The organism is Myxococcus sp. CA040A, from assembly GCF_013336725.1.
Taxonomy (GTDB): Bacteria; Myxococcota; Myxococcia; order Myxococcales; family Myxococcaceae; genus Myxococcus; species Myxococcus llanfairpwllgwyngyllgogerychwyrndrobwllllantysiliogogogochensis.
Genome location: NZ_JABUMR010000004.1, coordinates 756,158 through 770,041, shown reverse-complemented (window position 1 = coordinate 770,041; position 13,884 = coordinate 756,158). Strand labels below are relative to the sequence as shown.

The following is a 13,884-nucleotide window of genomic DNA, read 5'->3' as shown; positions in this document are numbered from 1 at the left end:
GGGCACCATGCCGAACGTCGTCGTCATCGGAGCGCAGTGGGGAGATGAGGGTAAGGGCAAGGTCGTCGACCTGCTTACCGAGCATGCCCAGTTGGTCGTCCGCTTCCAGGGCGGCAATAACGCGGGCCATACGCTCGTGGTGGGTGGCCAGAAGACCGTCCTTCACCTGATTCCCTCGGGCATCCTCCACCCGGGCAAGACGTGTGTCATTGGCAACGGAGTGGTGGTGGACCCCGCGGTGCTCGTGGGTGAAATCGATGCGCTCAAGGCGCGCGGTTTCCTCAAGGAGGACTCGCAGCTCCTCATCTCCGACAATGCCCACGTCATCTTCCCGTGGCACAAGCTGCTGGACAGCTTCCGCGAGAAGGCCCGCGGTGGCAGCGCCATTGGGACCACCGGTCGCGGTATCGGCCCGTCCTACGAGGACAAGGTCGCGCGCCGGGGCATCCGCATGCGTGACCTGCTCAATTCGGACCGGCTGCGCAAGCGCATCGAGGAGCGGCTGCCGCAGGCGCTCGAGGAGCTGAAGGAGCTGTGCGCGAAGGCGGGCGTTCCCGTGCCGCAGCTGGAGGTGCCTCAGGTCCTGGCCGAGTTCTCCGCGCTGGGCGAGCGACTCAAGCCCTACGTGCACGACGCCTCGCTGTTCCTCGCGGAGCAGGTGCGCAAGGGCGCGCGCATCCTCTTCGAGGGCGCGCAGGGCACGCTGCTCGACGTGGACCACGGCACCTATCCCTTCGTCACGTCGTCGAACTGCGTGGCCGGCAACGCGGCGGTGGGCTCGGGCCTGGGGCCCACGGCCATCGACAAGGTGATGGGCATCAGCAAGGCCTACACCACGCGCGTGGGCGGCGGTCCGTTCCCCACGGAGCTGAACGACGCGATTGGCGATCAGCTGCGCAAGGTCGGTGATGAGTTCGGCGCGACGACGGGTCGTCCCCGCCGCTGCGGCTGGTTGGATGGCGTGGTGCTGCGCTACGCGGTGCGCGTCAACGGCCTGTGGGGCATCGCGCTCACCAAGCTCGACGTGCTCAGCGGGCTCAAGTCGCTCCAGCTCTGCAACGCGTACGACCTGGATGGCCAGAAGGTCACCGAGCTGCCCGGGGACTACGAGGACCTGGCGCGCGTCAAGCCCATCTACGAGACGCTGCCCGGTTGGGACGAGAAGCTCGCCGGCGTGCGCAGCTTCGACGAGCTGCCGGAGAACGCGAAGCGCTACGTCCGTCGCGTGGAGGAGATCAGCGGCGTCCCCGTGGTGTGCGTCTCCGTGGGCGCCGACCGTGGCGAGACGGTTTTGCTGCAGAACCCCTTCCGCAGCTGAGGCGGGGAAGCGCACCCTCGGAGGAAACTTCCCACCGAGGGTGCGGGAGCGCCGTGACGCCGTCCCCGGTTTCTGCTACGGCAGTCGGGAGCCACCCCCTGGGGGACGTCATGGTTTTCGTGAGCAGGTCCGTCATCGCCCTGACCGCGGTGTTGCTGCTCGGCGCCGCGGAGCCTTCCGAGCCCGCCCGGGCTGCCTTCGCTCGCGGTGAGTCAGCGCTCTCCGGTGGCCGTCTGGATGAGGCCGCCATCGCCTATCGCGAGGCGCTGGCCGCCACGCCTGGATACGCCCCGGCGCTCAATGGCCTGGGCAGTGTCCTGTTCCGCCAGGGCCAGCTGAAGGACGCCATGGCGCGCTTCATCGAGGCCACGGACGCGGACCCCCAGCACAAGATGGCGTTCTTCAACCTGGGCTACGCCGCGCGCAAGGCCGGGGATGCCTCCACCGCCGCGCGAGCGTATGCGCGCTACGTCCAGCTCGAGCCCGACGACGCGGACGGCTACTACGGACTGGCGGAGAGCCACCGTCAGCTTGGTGACAAGGCCCAGGCGATTGCCGCGTATCAGGGCTACATCGCCCTTGAGCGGCGGCCCTCGGAGCAGATCTGGGTGCAGAAGGCGCGAGGGCACCTGAAGGCCCTGGGCGGAGTGCCCCTGCCCGCGACAGCCGAGCGCACGGGCCCGCGTGTCGCCGCCGCGCCGCCACCTTCATCCGTTGTTCCCGCGAGCGAGGCCGTCCCTCCAGTGGGGAGCGCGGAGCCCGCGAGTGGCGTGCGTGAGAAGGGGAGCACCCCGAGCGCCACGCCCGTGGCGGGAAGTGCCTCCCCGGAGGGGAGCAGCGCGCAGAAGGGGACTGCTGCTCAGGCTGGGACTGTCGCTCCGGCGGGGAGCGCGGGCCCGGCGGTGGGGCTTGCCCAAGCTGAGTCGGCCTCACCCACGGGGAACGCCGCGCAGGATCCGCTGCCCTTCCCGTCGACCCGCGCGGCCACGGAGGGCTCCCAGGAGCGGCCGTCGAACCCGGCGCTCGCGGCCTCGCGCATCCGTGATGGCGATGCGTTGATGAAGGAGCGTCGCTACCGTGAGGCGGCCTTCGCGTTCCTGGACGCGTCGCACGCGGACTCCAGCCATGTGGAGGCCCTCTTCAAGCTGGGCAATGCGTTGGCGGTGCTCGGCTACTACGGGCAGGCGGTGGAGAAGTGGGAGACGGCGACGCGGCTCACGCAGGACGCCGCCATCCGTCAGAGCGCGCAGGACAACATCACCCGAGCTCGCGCGAAGCTGGCCCAGGCGGGCGCTTCACCCCAGGCCGCGGGGCAGGCACCTGGCTCCGGACCTGTCGCTGACACGACGCGCGCCCAGGCCCGGCGAGCCTATGAGCAGGGCGTGCAGCGCATCGGTGCGCGGGACTTCGCCACCGCGCTGACGCATCTGACCCAGGCCATCCAGCTCGAGCCCATGCTGGCGGTCGCCTACACCGCGCGCGGCAGCGCGAACATCGGCCTGCGTCGCTACGCGGAGGCCGCGGCGGACTACCAGTTCGCGTTGGAGTTGGAGCCCCAGGTGGCCTCCCCCCTTTACGGGTTGGCAGAGTCCTACCGCGCCCTCGGTCGCAACGCCGAGGCCCGTGGCCTCTACGAGCGCTACGCCGCTTCGTCCGCCACGGATGTCCGACCTCAGCTCCAGGAGGAATCTCGACAGAAGGCCACGAAGCTGCGTTGACCGGCTGGCAGGCGGGCGCCGGGGCAGGTGGATCCTGTCAGTCCCAGGCACTAATTTGGATGCATGGCCGTGCGCGACGCGGAGATGGACGAACGGCAGGTTTTCCGCCCCCGTCGGGGGCTGGCGGCCTCGATGGCGGTGGCTGGCCTGCTCTGGGTGGCGGTTCTTCTCTACCTCTTCAAGTTCGAAGGGGTCCCGCTGAAGACCTTCCTCTCGGCGGGCTTCTTCATCCTCTTCTTCGGCGTCTCGCTCACGTACTACGCGCGAACGCTCATCGTCGTGGATGCCCGGGGCATCACCTACCGGGGCATGGTGCGAACCCGGCGGTTCTCCTTCGCGGACATCCGCAACGTGGACGTCCTGCCGGGGCCCGTCACCGTCTACGCGATTCGTGGACAGTGGGGATTCGTACACTTCACGAGCTTCTTCCGGCACCACCAGACGCTCGCCCGGATTCTCGTCGAACGTGCCGGGTTGGGGCCTCTGCCGGGCTGACTATCCCGTCGCCAGCACATAGGTGACGAGCAGCCCCGCCAGCGCCGCTGCTGCGCCCAATCCAATGAGCCACCATTCCGCGTGAGCGCGGCGCACGGTGGGCCGAGCCTCCGAGGGCCCCTTTGCCTCGACCCCGTCGACGCTGGGTGTCGGAGCCTCGACGATTCCTTCCTGCGTCCGTGACGGGGGCTCACTGGCCACGGGCTCGGGTGTGGGTTCCTCCAACGGGGCCTGGAAGCGCAGCAGCGTCCGGCCCAGCTCCAGGACGTCGCCGTCGGACAGGGGCACCTGTTCTCTCACCCGCTGACCATTGACGAAGACACCGTTGGGACTGCCCAGGTCCTCCAGGGTGAAGTTGCCCTCGTCCTCGTCGTGAAGGATGCAGGCGTGGCTGCGCGAGACGGCGCGGTCTCGAAGGCGCAGCGTCGCCTCCTGGCCGCGACCCAGCCTGGTGCGTGCCTCCGCGAGCGCATGGGTGCGGCCCACGTCCAGCCCAGTCAGACAGGTGAGGGTGGCGGCTCGGGACGGCGCGGGCGCGTCCAGGCCCGTGAGCAATCCCTTGAGCACGGCGACCGTGCCCAGGCCGCGCTCCATGGGGGCTTCCGGCAGCACGCTCAGGAGCATCGTGTCGGGCAGGCCCAGCACTTCACCCGGGAGGACCAGTCGGGACACGCCGGGGGGCACGAGCACGCCATTGACGTTGAAGGTCCGCGTCGCCTCCACCATGAGCTGGGACCCTTCGATGCGCAGGGTCAACAGCTTGGGCGGGAGGGACTCCAGGCGGATGTGGTCGTCGGGACCGCCGCCCAGCAGGTGGTGTCCTTCGGGCAGTTCGAAGGGCGTGGTGGTGCCCAGGTGTTGGAACTCGAAGCGCATGGCCCGCCGTGGAGCAACGCGCGGACCGGCACGCCGCTCGGGGAATCGCGCGCTTACCGGGCGTGAGCGTCCGGGACGGCGTCAGTCCATCCCCACCGCGAGACGCTCGCCCGGGTACACCGCCACGCCCGAGCCATCCGCGACGAACGCCGACGCGGGAGTCCCGCTCAGGACGGACGTGAAGCGGTCGCCATACAGCCGCGAGACGTCACAGTCGAAGGCCACGTCGTCCGCCTGCCACACGGACCACCGCGGGTGCTCCACGCGGTACTCCGCGCAGCCGCCATCGCGCTGGGGCGTGTAACCCCAGTAGTGCTCGGTGATGAACTCTTCCTGCGAGCCGGGGGTGCTGGCGATGGGGCGGCCGCGAGTGCTCGCCGCCAGGCGCTGCCAGCGGCCCTCGTGCTTCCACGCATATTCCAGCCGGCCCGGAGCGCCCTGCTCGGCGCCCTCCATCTCCACGATGTGCCGCATGGGCAGCGCGAGATAGGGCTCGTTGTAGACGACGCGCGCCACGGTGGCGATGGCCCAGCGGGGGACCAGCTCCCGCACGAAGGCCACGCCGCGCCGCCAGCCTTCGGGGCCGCGATGGCGCACGTAGTAGCGCAGGTTCACCTCGTCGAATTCCCGGTGGAAGGGCACCGCGAGTCCGCGCACGCGGGTGTCCAGGAAGCGGAAGCCCACCATGCTGACGAAGGTCTTCCCCTGCCACGTGTCCAGCTCCGTGCCCCGCGGCACAAGCGGCGCGAGCACCTTCGGGTCCACCTCGTAGTTGAGCATCACGAGGTACCGCCACGTGGCCGTGAGAAAGGGGCGCATGCCCCTTCGTAATGCGCGCGAAGCCGCGACGTCCTGGCCGGCGCATCCTTCCTGGCACTCCGGCTTACTGGATTCGGAAGCCGATGTTTTGTGGCAGCGAGAACATGTAGAGGGTCGCCACCACCATCATTACCCCTGCCAGCGCGAGGAGGGCGATCTTCAGCGAGGGGTGGAGCAGCTTCGTCGACACGCCCGCGAAGAAGAGGACGGAGGCGAAGAGGACGACGCAGAAGGTGAAGTTGTCGCCGTTCTGGTTGGACTGTCGCGCCTGTTCGAAGGCCTTCTCGGCTTCTGCGGCCAGCTCCCGACTCTTGTCGAGCGTAGCGGGGTGGTACTCGGGTCGGGTGAAGGGCGTTCCCTCCGGAGTTTCGCCCGGGCGGGTTGCCTCCGCGCGCCAGGCTTCGAAGGCGGGTCGGAACTCTTCCCGGAAGCGGCGCTCGTAGAAGTCGAGCCTTTGCGAGTCGCCGTCGGTCCACGCGTCCGCCCAGCTCTCGAAGAGGCTGGTGTCGATTTCAACCAGCAGCGCCATCGTCGTGGAGGCGCGCACCGACTCCGCACGCAGCGCGTTCGCCTTGCTGTACTGGAAGGATTGGTCTCCGCTCCACCGGGTCGACTGGTAGGCGGTCCATGCGGACCCGACGGTGGCGAGGGCCAGCAGCACGGTGGCCAGGAGCTCCAGCACGTACTCACGGCGCCGCTCATGCGCGGGACGGAGGTGGAGGAGCGCGTCGGCGATCTCCTTCTTGAGCTCGGGCGGAACCGTCGCGGGCGTGTCCATGTCGTGGGCCCTTCGTTACTGCGGTGGGGTGGGACTCGTCGTGGCCTGGGTCGCCGTCACCACGGGCCCCTTGGGGCCTGGCTGGAGCTCGTACTGCACGGAGCCCTGTCGCGATGGACAGCAGAGCGGGTCGTCCGCGGCGTAGCGACGCACGGTGGCCGTCAGGTTCCTGGGGCTGTAGAGGCGGACCTCACCCATGGCTCCGTCGAACTGGAGCGGGCCCAGCAGCGTCCACCCCGCCTTCATCAAGGCCCGGTCCGACGCGGTGGTGGGCTTGCGCGCGAACTGTGCGCAGCGTCCGGTCCGCAGGGACTGGCCATCGCCCGGGAGCGCCTTGGGCAGGCGAGCGCCCGACGTGTTCCAGGAGGGCAGGGGCTTCGCGTCCAGCCAGGTGGAGCCCGTGGATACGGAGTCGTCGGAAGCCGCCATCGCGAAGAGGGATGTCAACACCGCGCAGAGCAGGGCCGTGGGTGCGAGCAACCGACTACGCGACATGAGCGAAACCTCCGGAAGGTGCCGGCTTGAAGATGGAGCCTGCGCCCCGCGAATGGGACGCAGGGGGCACGGCCGGGCAGGTGCGCGCAGGGCCGCCAGGGCTTCCCTTCGTGGCGAACGGGCCCACTCCCCACCGTGAAGTCGCTAGGATGCCCGCCGCCGATGCGCACCCCTTCCACCGTCCTTCTCCTGACCCTCTCGTGCCTCGTGGCCGCGTGCCGCGATGAACAGGCGGGCCCCAAGCCGCGCACGTCCCGTCTGCCCGAGCCCGCGAAGGCCCGCGTCCTGGACACCGCGCCCTCGGACCTGACGTACCGAAGCGGCGCCACGTTCGCGGGGGGCTCGGTGGTGTACCTGGGCTCGAAGGTGACGCCCGCTCATGCCGCCCCGGGCGAGCAGGTCCGGCTGGCGCACTACTTCCAGGCGGTGCGGCCGCCTCCGCAGGGGTACGGCTTCTTCGTCCACGTGGTGGACGCGGCGACCGGCGGAATGCTCGTCAACGCGGACCACGAGATTCAGGACGGCGCGGCGCCGCTGGCCTCATGGCCGGTGGGCAAGGTCGTCGAGGACGTCCACTCCGTGCCGATGCCGCCCGTGCCCTCTCGGGCGATGCTGGGCTTCTGGCGCGGCGACGAGCGGCTGCCGGTGGATGACGCCGCCTCTCACGACGGGGCACACCGGATGCTTGGTCCCCAGCTCGGCGGCGCGGCTCCGGAGCTGCCCGAGTATGTCGTCCGCAGGGCGGGCACCGCGCCCACCATCGACGGTGTGCTCGACGACGCGGTCTGGAAGGAGGCCGCGCCCGTGGTGTTGAGGGGCAGCTTCGACGGGCGCGCGGTGCGACTGCGCACCGAGGCGCGTCTCGCCTACGACAACGCGTACCTCTACGTGGCCTTCGACAGCGAGGACCCCGACGTCTGGGGCACGCTGCGCAAGCGCGACGACCCCATCTACGAGCAGGAGGTGGTGGAAATCTTCCTCGACGCCAACGCGGACGGGCGCACGTACAACGAGCTGCAGGTGTCACCGCACAACGTCAACTTCGATGCGTACTTCCCCGCGCGTCGGCAGGGAATGGACCTGTCCTGGGACTCGGGGATGACGACGGCGGTGAAGGTCCGGGGCACGCTGGACGACGCCTCCGACAAGGACGAGGGCTGGTCCGTGGAGATGCGGATTCCCTTCGCGAAGCTCGCCGAGGTCCCCCAGGTGCCTCCCCAGCCGGGAGCGCGCTGGCGCTTCAATCTCTACCGCCTGGAGCACCATGGCCGCCGCACCGTGGAGGGGCAGGCCTTCTCGCCCCTCTTTGTCGGTGACTTCCATGCACTGCCGCGCTTCGCGTGGCTGACCTTCCAGTGAAGACGACCGTGCCCCGCGCGCTCACGCGTGCGGAGTGATGTCCCACTGGGCATCCGCCACGGAGCGCTCGGAAGGGTCCCCGAGGAAGCGGAGGTAGCCCTGGAGCTCCAGCGTATCGATGAGCTCCTCGGCTTCCTGCTGGGAGAAGCCCTTCATGTCCACGAGCAAGTCCCGCATGAGCGACTTGCCGCGCAGGTAGCCCACGGGTTCTCCAGGGCCCAGCGCGTCCTTCAGGTCCGCCGTCAGTTGCCGCAGGTCGATGTCCTCGGGATTCATCGCCTCAACGATGGGAATGCCGCGCATCAACGGCAAGTCGAGCGTCCTCACCGGCGGGCTCGCGCGTCAGGTGAGGGACCAGCCGGACATCCCGCCCGTCACTCTCCACGGTGACGGCGCCGTCGATGTCCGTCCTCCAACACTCGCTGCCCGCGGCGCGATAGCGCGCCTCCACCTCCGGATGGGGAAAGCCGAAGCGGTTGCGCCGGCCGACACAGAACACCACGTGCTTGGGGCGTATGCGGTCCACCAGGGCCTGCGTGGAGGACGTGCGTGAGCCGTGGTGCGGGGCCTTCAGCACCGTCACCGGGCCCAGGCTGTCAGCCAGAAGCTCCTCCGCGTCGTGCTCCATGTCTCCGGGCAGCAGCACCGTGACGTCACCGTGGCGGACCCGCAGCACCACGCTGCGGTCATTCACGCCTTCCAACAGCTCGCGCTCCGCGTCCCCCGGCGGGCCCAGGACCTCCACCGTCGCCTCGCCCAGGAGCAGCGAGGGATGTCCGGCCTGCACTTCCTCCACGCTCGCATCGCGCGCGGCCGACACCACCCGCCGAGACAGCGGTCCACCCTCGTCGCCCGCCGGCAACCACAGGCGCGCGGTGGGCACGTGCTCCAGCGTGGACACCAACCCGAGCGCATGGTCCGGATGCGGATGGGACAGCACCGTCAGGTCCAGCGTGGAGATGCCCTGGTGTCGGAGGTAGGGGACGACGAAGCGCAGCCCCGTGTCGGCTCCTCCTGGCGAGCCACCGCCATCCACGAGCGCATGGTGTCCGCGCGAACTGAGTACCACCGCGTCTCCCTGGCCGACCGAGAGGAAGGTGACGCGCAGGCCCGGCTCGGGCGCGAGCCGTGGAACGAGCGCCGCGGCGACCAGGGCCACCGGCGCCAGCCATCCGCCCCCGCGCCACCGGCCCGTTCCCAGGGCCCACGTCAACAATCCGAAGGCATACAGCGCCGACCAGGCCCCGAGTGGCGGTACCTCCACCGAGGCCAGGGGCATGGCCGCGAACACCCGGGTGAGCCACAGCAGGGCCTCCGACGCCCAGGCGCCCGCCCACAGCACGGGAGTCGCCAGGGGAGGCGCCACCACGAACAGCGCAGCCCCGCCCGCCGCGAGTCCCGTGAGCAGCCCGCACAGGGGCAGGGCGACGACATTGGAGAGGAGCCCCGCGAGGCTCACCCGCCCGAAGGCCGACGCCGCCACGGGCAGTCCCGCGAGTGTTGCCGCCGCGCTCGCGCACAGCGTCTGTGCCACGGCCTCGCGTCCCTGCCCCCACAGTCGCGCCCATCGACGTGGCTCGCGCGGGTCCGGCCGAGGGAAGGGCAGGGCCAGTCGCAGGGCCGGCACGAGCAGCACGAGTCCGAGCACCGCGAGGAACGACAGTCGCAGCGACAGGTCCTCCACGCTGGAGGGCGCACACAGCACCAGCACCAGCGCGGCGGCACAGAGGCCATTCAACCCGTCCGCGCGCTTCCACCACGCCAGGCCCAACAACACCACCGTGGCCATCACGGCTGAGCGCACCGCCGGCGGCTGGCTGCCGGTGAACAGCACGTAGGCCCAGACGAAGGGCACCGCCGCGGGTGCCGCCACCCGTCGAGCATCCAGCTTCCGCCACCGGGCCCCCGCCCGCACCAGCAGACGCCGCAACAGCGCGAGGGTCATCAGCGCCAGGGCCGCGACATGCAGCCCGCTCACGCTCAGCACGTGCGCGAGGCCCGCCCGTGAGAAGGCCTCCTCCCAATCCGCGTCCAGCTCTGCTCGCCGCCCCGCCGCGAGCGTGAGGAAGAGGGCCGCGGAGTCACGCGAGGGAGCCACCCGGTGCGTCGCCTCGGCCAGTCGCTCCCGTGTGTCCTCCATCACCCAGCGCCACGCGGGCGCGAGCGACAGCACCAGCACACGCTCCGCGCTCGTCGCCCCCGTGAAGGCCACACCCTGCCTGCGCCGGACCGACGTGAAGTCCTTCTCGCCTGGATTGGCGGCGGGCGCGTCCGGAGCAAGGCGAACCCTGGCCCGCAGTCGTTGACCCGGCAGCAGTGGCGGCGCGGCTCCGCGAAGCGTCAGGTTCAGCTTGAAGCGGGCACTCTCGAGCGCCCCTTCCTCGGGCCCCGCGCGAACCACCGCGAGCCGGACCCGGGTGGCTCCGTCCAGGAGGTCCACCCGCTCGGCTTCGCCCTCCACCACGGCCTCGCCGCCCTTCGCCAGGGCCGTCGGAACCAGGGTCTGGGATTCCCAGCGCGCCAGCCCCGCCCCGGCCATCCAGAGTGCGCCCAGCACCGCCAGATGAGCACCAGGCAGCCGGGCGAGCGCCAGCCCGGCCACTCCCAGCAAAACCCCGCAGACCAGAAATAGCTCCGCCGGGCCGTCCGTTCCAGGAGACCAGAGAGCGCCTAGCAGCAAGCTCAACGAAGGAAAGAAAAGGGGACGCGTCCCCAGGTCGCGCCACGCGTAACGATCCACCCGCCACCCCGCCCAACACCGTCCGTCACGCCGGCTCGTACACCGAGCGATACCGCGTACGAAAACCGACAACGTAGTCGGGCGCGTCCTGGGTGGTCAAGGCGATATCGTTGCCCGTGGATGTGGTTTGTGGTAGTAGTGCCCGGCTTGGTGATGGAAGGCCGGGAGCGAGTCTTTCAAGGAGGCAGTTAGTGCAGACCAGCTTCAAGACTGGTGACAAGGCGGTTTATCCGGGCCAGGGCGTCGGTGAGGTGATGGGTATCGAGCACACCGAAGTGGCCGGGCAGCGCCAGTCGTTCTACGTGCTGCGCATCTTGGAGAACGGGATGCGGATCATGATCCCGATCAACAAGGTCGGGTCGGTCGGCCTCCGGGAGATCATCAGCGAGGAGGACGTCAAGCAGGTCTATTCCATCCTCAGGGAGAAGGACATCTCGGTCGACTCCACGACCTGGAACCGGCGCTACCGGGAGTACATGGAGAAGATCAAGACGGGCTCCGTCTTCGAGATCGCCGAAGTGCTGCGCGACCTCTACCTCCTGAAGGGCGACAAGGACCTGTCCTTTGGCGAGCGGAAGATGCTCGACACGGCGCGTTCGCTGCTCATCAAGGAGCTGTCGCTGGCCAAGGACTGCACCGAGGAAGAGATCGAGTCGGACCTGAAGAAGATCTTCAACCTCGCCTGAGCTACACGGGCTTCCGCCCGAGAGACTCCTTGCCCCGGGTTCCCGCGAAGGGAACTCGGGGCTTCGTCTTTTCACGTCATGAACGAGTCGCCTTCCTCCTCCTCGGTACAGGCCGAGCGAGACGCGCGCATCGCCGAGCTCGAGTCGAGCCTCGCGCGGCGTCGCGTGGGTGTCAGGCCGCTGGCGGCCGTGCTGGGCATCGTGGTGAGCCTGGCGCTCCTGCTGATGCAGCGTCGGGAGCTGGCGTACTTCTTCTCGTCCCGGGTTCCCCTGACCTTGGGTGTGGAGGGGGACTACCGCTTCGACGCGCTCGCCTCCAATCGCTACGCCCAGGTGCATGGCCTTCCCACGGCGCGAGGCGCCTACGAGCGGGATGGGAGCGCGCTGTTCGTGCTGGTGGGCCTGCGCGAGTCGCCCTTCGTCGTGCGCCGGCCCGCGTTGCCCGGCGAGGACTGGGTGACGGGGAGGCCGCCGCCCCCTCCAGACCCGAGGCCCTTCGGCATCAGGGGGCGTCTGCTCTCGGAGGACGATGCGCCGCGCTACCGCGATGCGCTCGCGCTGTTGCGAGGCATGGGGGAGCTCCAGGCCCACGAAGGCAGGCTGTGGTTGCTCATCGAGGGCGAGCGGCCGGGCGAGGACCGCGGGCTCGTCCTTGCCTGTCTGGCACTGGTCGCCTTCAGCGTGCTCAACGCGGTGCTGCTCTACAAAGCGCTCAAGGGGCCTGGTCGAGCCGCCTGAGTCCCTCGGTGGCCCTGCGGTTGCCCGCGTCGTACTTCAGGGCCTGCTGGAAGGCAGAGCGGGCCGCGTCGGAGTCTTGGGCCTTCATGTGGTCCGCGCCAGAGCGGACATACAGCGTCGAGAGCTGCGCGCGCAGCTGGGGCCCCAGGCGGCTCCACCCCCTGGACAGCTCCTGGTCGACGTTGACGGCGACGGTGAGCTGGGTGATGGCGCGAGTCGTATCGCCCTTCGCCAGGGCCTTGCGCGCCTCGCTGCCCGCGGCGTCGAAGCGGACGAGCTTCGCGTGCAGCGCCGTGAACCGGCCGGACTTCGCCATCTCCATGGCGGACGTCACCTCTCCGGCTTCATAGAGCCGCAGGACCTCCGCTTCCGTCGGAGGGCCCAGGGGCTTGGTGTCACGGGCCTTCGTGTTCGTGACGACCTTCTCAGCGGAAACGGCCTCGTCATCGGAGGACATGGCCTGGAACGCGGGGACTTCTTCCGTCGTGTCACGCGTCCCACGCGGGGGGGCGCGGACCGCTCCGGTGGCCAGGTCGCTCGCGCTGAGGCTCGAGGGCGAAGCAGCGGTGTCTGTCCGCGACGGACGCGCCGCGGCCGTGGCCAGGGCCGTCGCGCGCGGTTCTGCGGGCGCGGCGGACGTGTCGGTCCGCGAAGCCCGTGTAGCGCCCGACGCGATGTCCCGAGCGCTCAGGCCCGCCGTCGACGTGGACGAGCCGCCCTGGGACGGTCGGACCTTGTCAGGGGCGCGTGAATCGTCATCCCCGGACGGGGCCGCCTGAGCCTTGCGCTCCTCAGTCCGAGTGGCGGCGCGAGGCTCGTCACGTTCGGTGCCGCTTCTCCGCGTCCTCGCCGGTGTTTCGCCGACCGTGTCGTCGCCCGTGGGCGCACGGTCCGTGGCTCTGGCGGTGGGACGCACGTTCCCCGTGTCCACGAGGAGGGGACGATCATCCTCCGGTTGGGCGGGTTCGGACGGCGGAGTCTGCCCTCGCGTGGAAGCGGAGCCACCCGAGCGCGTCGCCTCGTTGGTGGGTGCCGTCCGATTCGAGCTCAGTCCCACCGCGAGCACGGTGATGAGGGCCGCCACGGTGGAGCCCAGGCCCGCGGCGACGAGTCCCACGCCCCAGGGGCCGAGACCTCGCTTGCGCGGAAGGGGTTCGGGGGTGGCGCCGGTGAGGGCGGGGATGCCCGCGGCGGGCGTGCCACCCGGACCGCGCAGCCGCAGCATCGCGTTGCCCAGGGTGATTTCGTCACCCTGCATCACCTCGACTTCATCGGTGACGCGGTTGCGGTTGATGAAGGTGCCATTCTGGCTGCCCAGGTCCTTGATGAAGACCTGGTCGCCCTGGCGGGTTATTTGCGCGTGACGCCGGCTGATGGACGGATGCTGGAGCCGCAGGTCCGACGAGGACGACCGCCCCAACACCAGGGGCCCCTGCTGCACGGGCACGAGCTGACCCGCCCCGGGGCCTCGCTCGACGTAGAGGAAGGCCGGTGGATGTCCGGGGTTCGAGTACTCGCGTCCCCAGTCGAACCGGCCGGACAACTCCCGGTCGTTCTTTTCCCGGCCCTTGCCGCCGCTCTTCGAGCGTCCCTTGCGAGAGCCCGCCGGAAACTGGGGCACCCGCTGGGGGCGAGGGTCGTCGGCCTGGAGGGGGGCCACCTCATCGTCGTCGAAGGGCAGCTCCACCTCGGGCTCCTTCGGCGCCTGCGTACCCGGCGGACGGGGAGGGCGGGGCGGGCGCTTGGGATTCGCTGGAGCCATGAACACCATTCTCGCTGATTGAGGACCGGCTGGAAGGTTCTCAGGCCCGGGTCGTCCGAAGTTGTCCACGTCCGGTGGATTCCGGAGTCATCCCGGCACC

Annotated in this window: 13 protein-coding genes; 6 read left to right on the top strand and 7 right to left on the bottom strand. The window is 69.9% G+C overall.

What is annotated here, in order from left to right; genetic code table 11:
- The first annotated feature begins 7 nt into the window (after positions 1 to 7).
- The 3 genes from HUA75_RS20225 (at position 8) to HUA75_RS20215 (ending at position 3,531) form a co-directional block, all read left to right on the top strand.
- Positions 8 to 1,318 (top strand): adenylosuccinate synthase, encoded by a 1,311-nt coding sequence (locus tag HUA75_RS20225; RefSeq protein WP_141646300.1) that lies wholly within the window; start codon positions 8 to 10, stop codon positions 1,316 to 1,318.
- 110 nt (positions 1,319 to 1,428) lie between these two features.
- On the top strand, positions 1,429 to 3,036 hold the full coding sequence (locus tag HUA75_RS20220; RefSeq protein ID WP_174487311.1) for a tetratricopeptide repeat protein: 1,608 nt from the start codon (positions 1,429 to 1,431) through the stop codon (positions 3,034 to 3,036).
- 63 nt (positions 3,037 to 3,099) lie between these two features.
- A complete protein-coding gene (locus HUA75_RS20215; protein WP_141646302.1) occupies positions 3,100 to 3,531 on the top strand; it encodes a PH domain-containing protein in 432 nt (143 codons plus the stop codon).
- Here HUA75_RS20215 and HUA75_RS20210 read toward each other — a convergent pair whose 3' ends face one another.
- The 4 genes from HUA75_RS20210 to HUA75_RS20195 form a co-directional block, all read right to left on the bottom strand.
- Positions 3,532 to 4,407, bottom strand: a complete 876-nt coding sequence (locus tag HUA75_RS20210; RefSeq protein WP_174487310.1) for an FHA domain-containing protein — start codon at positions 4,405 to 4,407, stop codon at positions 3,532 to 3,534.
- Between the two features lie 81 nt (positions 4,408 to 4,488).
- Positions 4,489 to 5,226, bottom strand: coding sequence for a YqjF family protein (locus tag HUA75_RS20205; protein WP_174487309.1), 738 nt, complete (start codon positions 5,224 to 5,226; stop codon positions 4,489 to 4,491).
- A 64-nt stretch (positions 5,227 to 5,290) separates the two neighbouring features.
- Entirely contained in the window at positions 5,291 to 6,004 is a 714-nt protein-coding gene (locus HUA75_RS20200) for a hypothetical protein (RefSeq protein WP_174487308.1), read from the bottom strand.
- A gap of 15 nt (positions 6,005 to 6,019) precedes the next feature.
- Positions 6,020 to 6,499, bottom strand: coding sequence for a hypothetical protein (locus HUA75_RS20195; RefSeq protein ID WP_174487307.1), 480 nt, complete (start codon positions 6,497 to 6,499; stop codon positions 6,020 to 6,022).
- Between the two features lie 162 nt (positions 6,500 to 6,661).
- Between HUA75_RS20195 and HUA75_RS20190 the strand changes: the two genes are divergently transcribed.
- On the top strand, positions 6,662 to 7,858 hold the full coding sequence (locus HUA75_RS20190) for a carbohydrate-binding family 9-like protein (protein WP_174487306.1): 1,197 nt from the start codon (positions 6,662 to 6,664) through the stop codon (positions 7,856 to 7,858).
- 21 nt (positions 7,859 to 7,879) lie between these two features.
- Here the strand turns inward: HUA75_RS20190 and HUA75_RS20185 are convergent, their stop codons facing one another.
- Both HUA75_RS20185 and HUA75_RS20180 read right to left on the bottom strand, forming a co-directional pair.
- Positions 7,880 to 8,134 (bottom strand): hypothetical protein, encoded by a 255-nt coding sequence (locus HUA75_RS20185; protein WP_174462013.1) that lies wholly within the window; start codon positions 8,132 to 8,134, stop codon positions 7,880 to 7,882.
- Positions 8,135 to 8,138: 4 nt separating this feature from the next.
- Positions 8,139 to 10,598 carry a DNA internalization-related competence protein ComEC/Rec2 gene (locus HUA75_RS20180; RefSeq protein WP_174487305.1) on the bottom strand — a complete coding sequence of 820 codons (2,460 nt, stop codon included), beginning with the start codon at positions 10,596 to 10,598 and terminating at the stop codon, positions 8,139 to 8,141.
- A gap of 191 nt (positions 10,599 to 10,789) precedes the next feature.
- Here HUA75_RS20180 and HUA75_RS20175 point away from each other — a divergent pair, with 191 nt between their 5' ends.
- Together HUA75_RS20175 and HUA75_RS20170 are read left to right on the top strand one after the other, a co-directional pair.
- Positions 10,790 to 11,284 carry a CarD family transcriptional regulator gene (locus tag HUA75_RS20175; protein ID WP_002639129.1) on the top strand — a complete coding sequence of 165 codons (495 nt, stop codon included), beginning with the start codon at positions 10,790 to 10,792 and terminating at the stop codon, positions 11,282 to 11,284.
- Positions 11,285 to 11,362: 78 nt separating this feature from the next.
- Positions 11,363 to 12,022, top strand: a complete 660-nt coding sequence (locus tag HUA75_RS20170) for a hypothetical protein (protein WP_174487304.1) — start codon at positions 11,363 to 11,365, stop codon at positions 12,020 to 12,022.
- Here HUA75_RS20170 and HUA75_RS20165 read toward each other — a convergent pair.
- Entirely contained in the window at positions 11,997 to 13,784 is a 1,788-nt protein-coding gene (locus HUA75_RS20165; RefSeq protein ID WP_174487303.1) for an FHA domain-containing protein, read from the bottom strand. The genes HUA75_RS20170 and HUA75_RS20165 overlap by 26 nt on opposite strands.
- Positions 13,785 to 13,884: the final 100 nt, after the last annotated feature.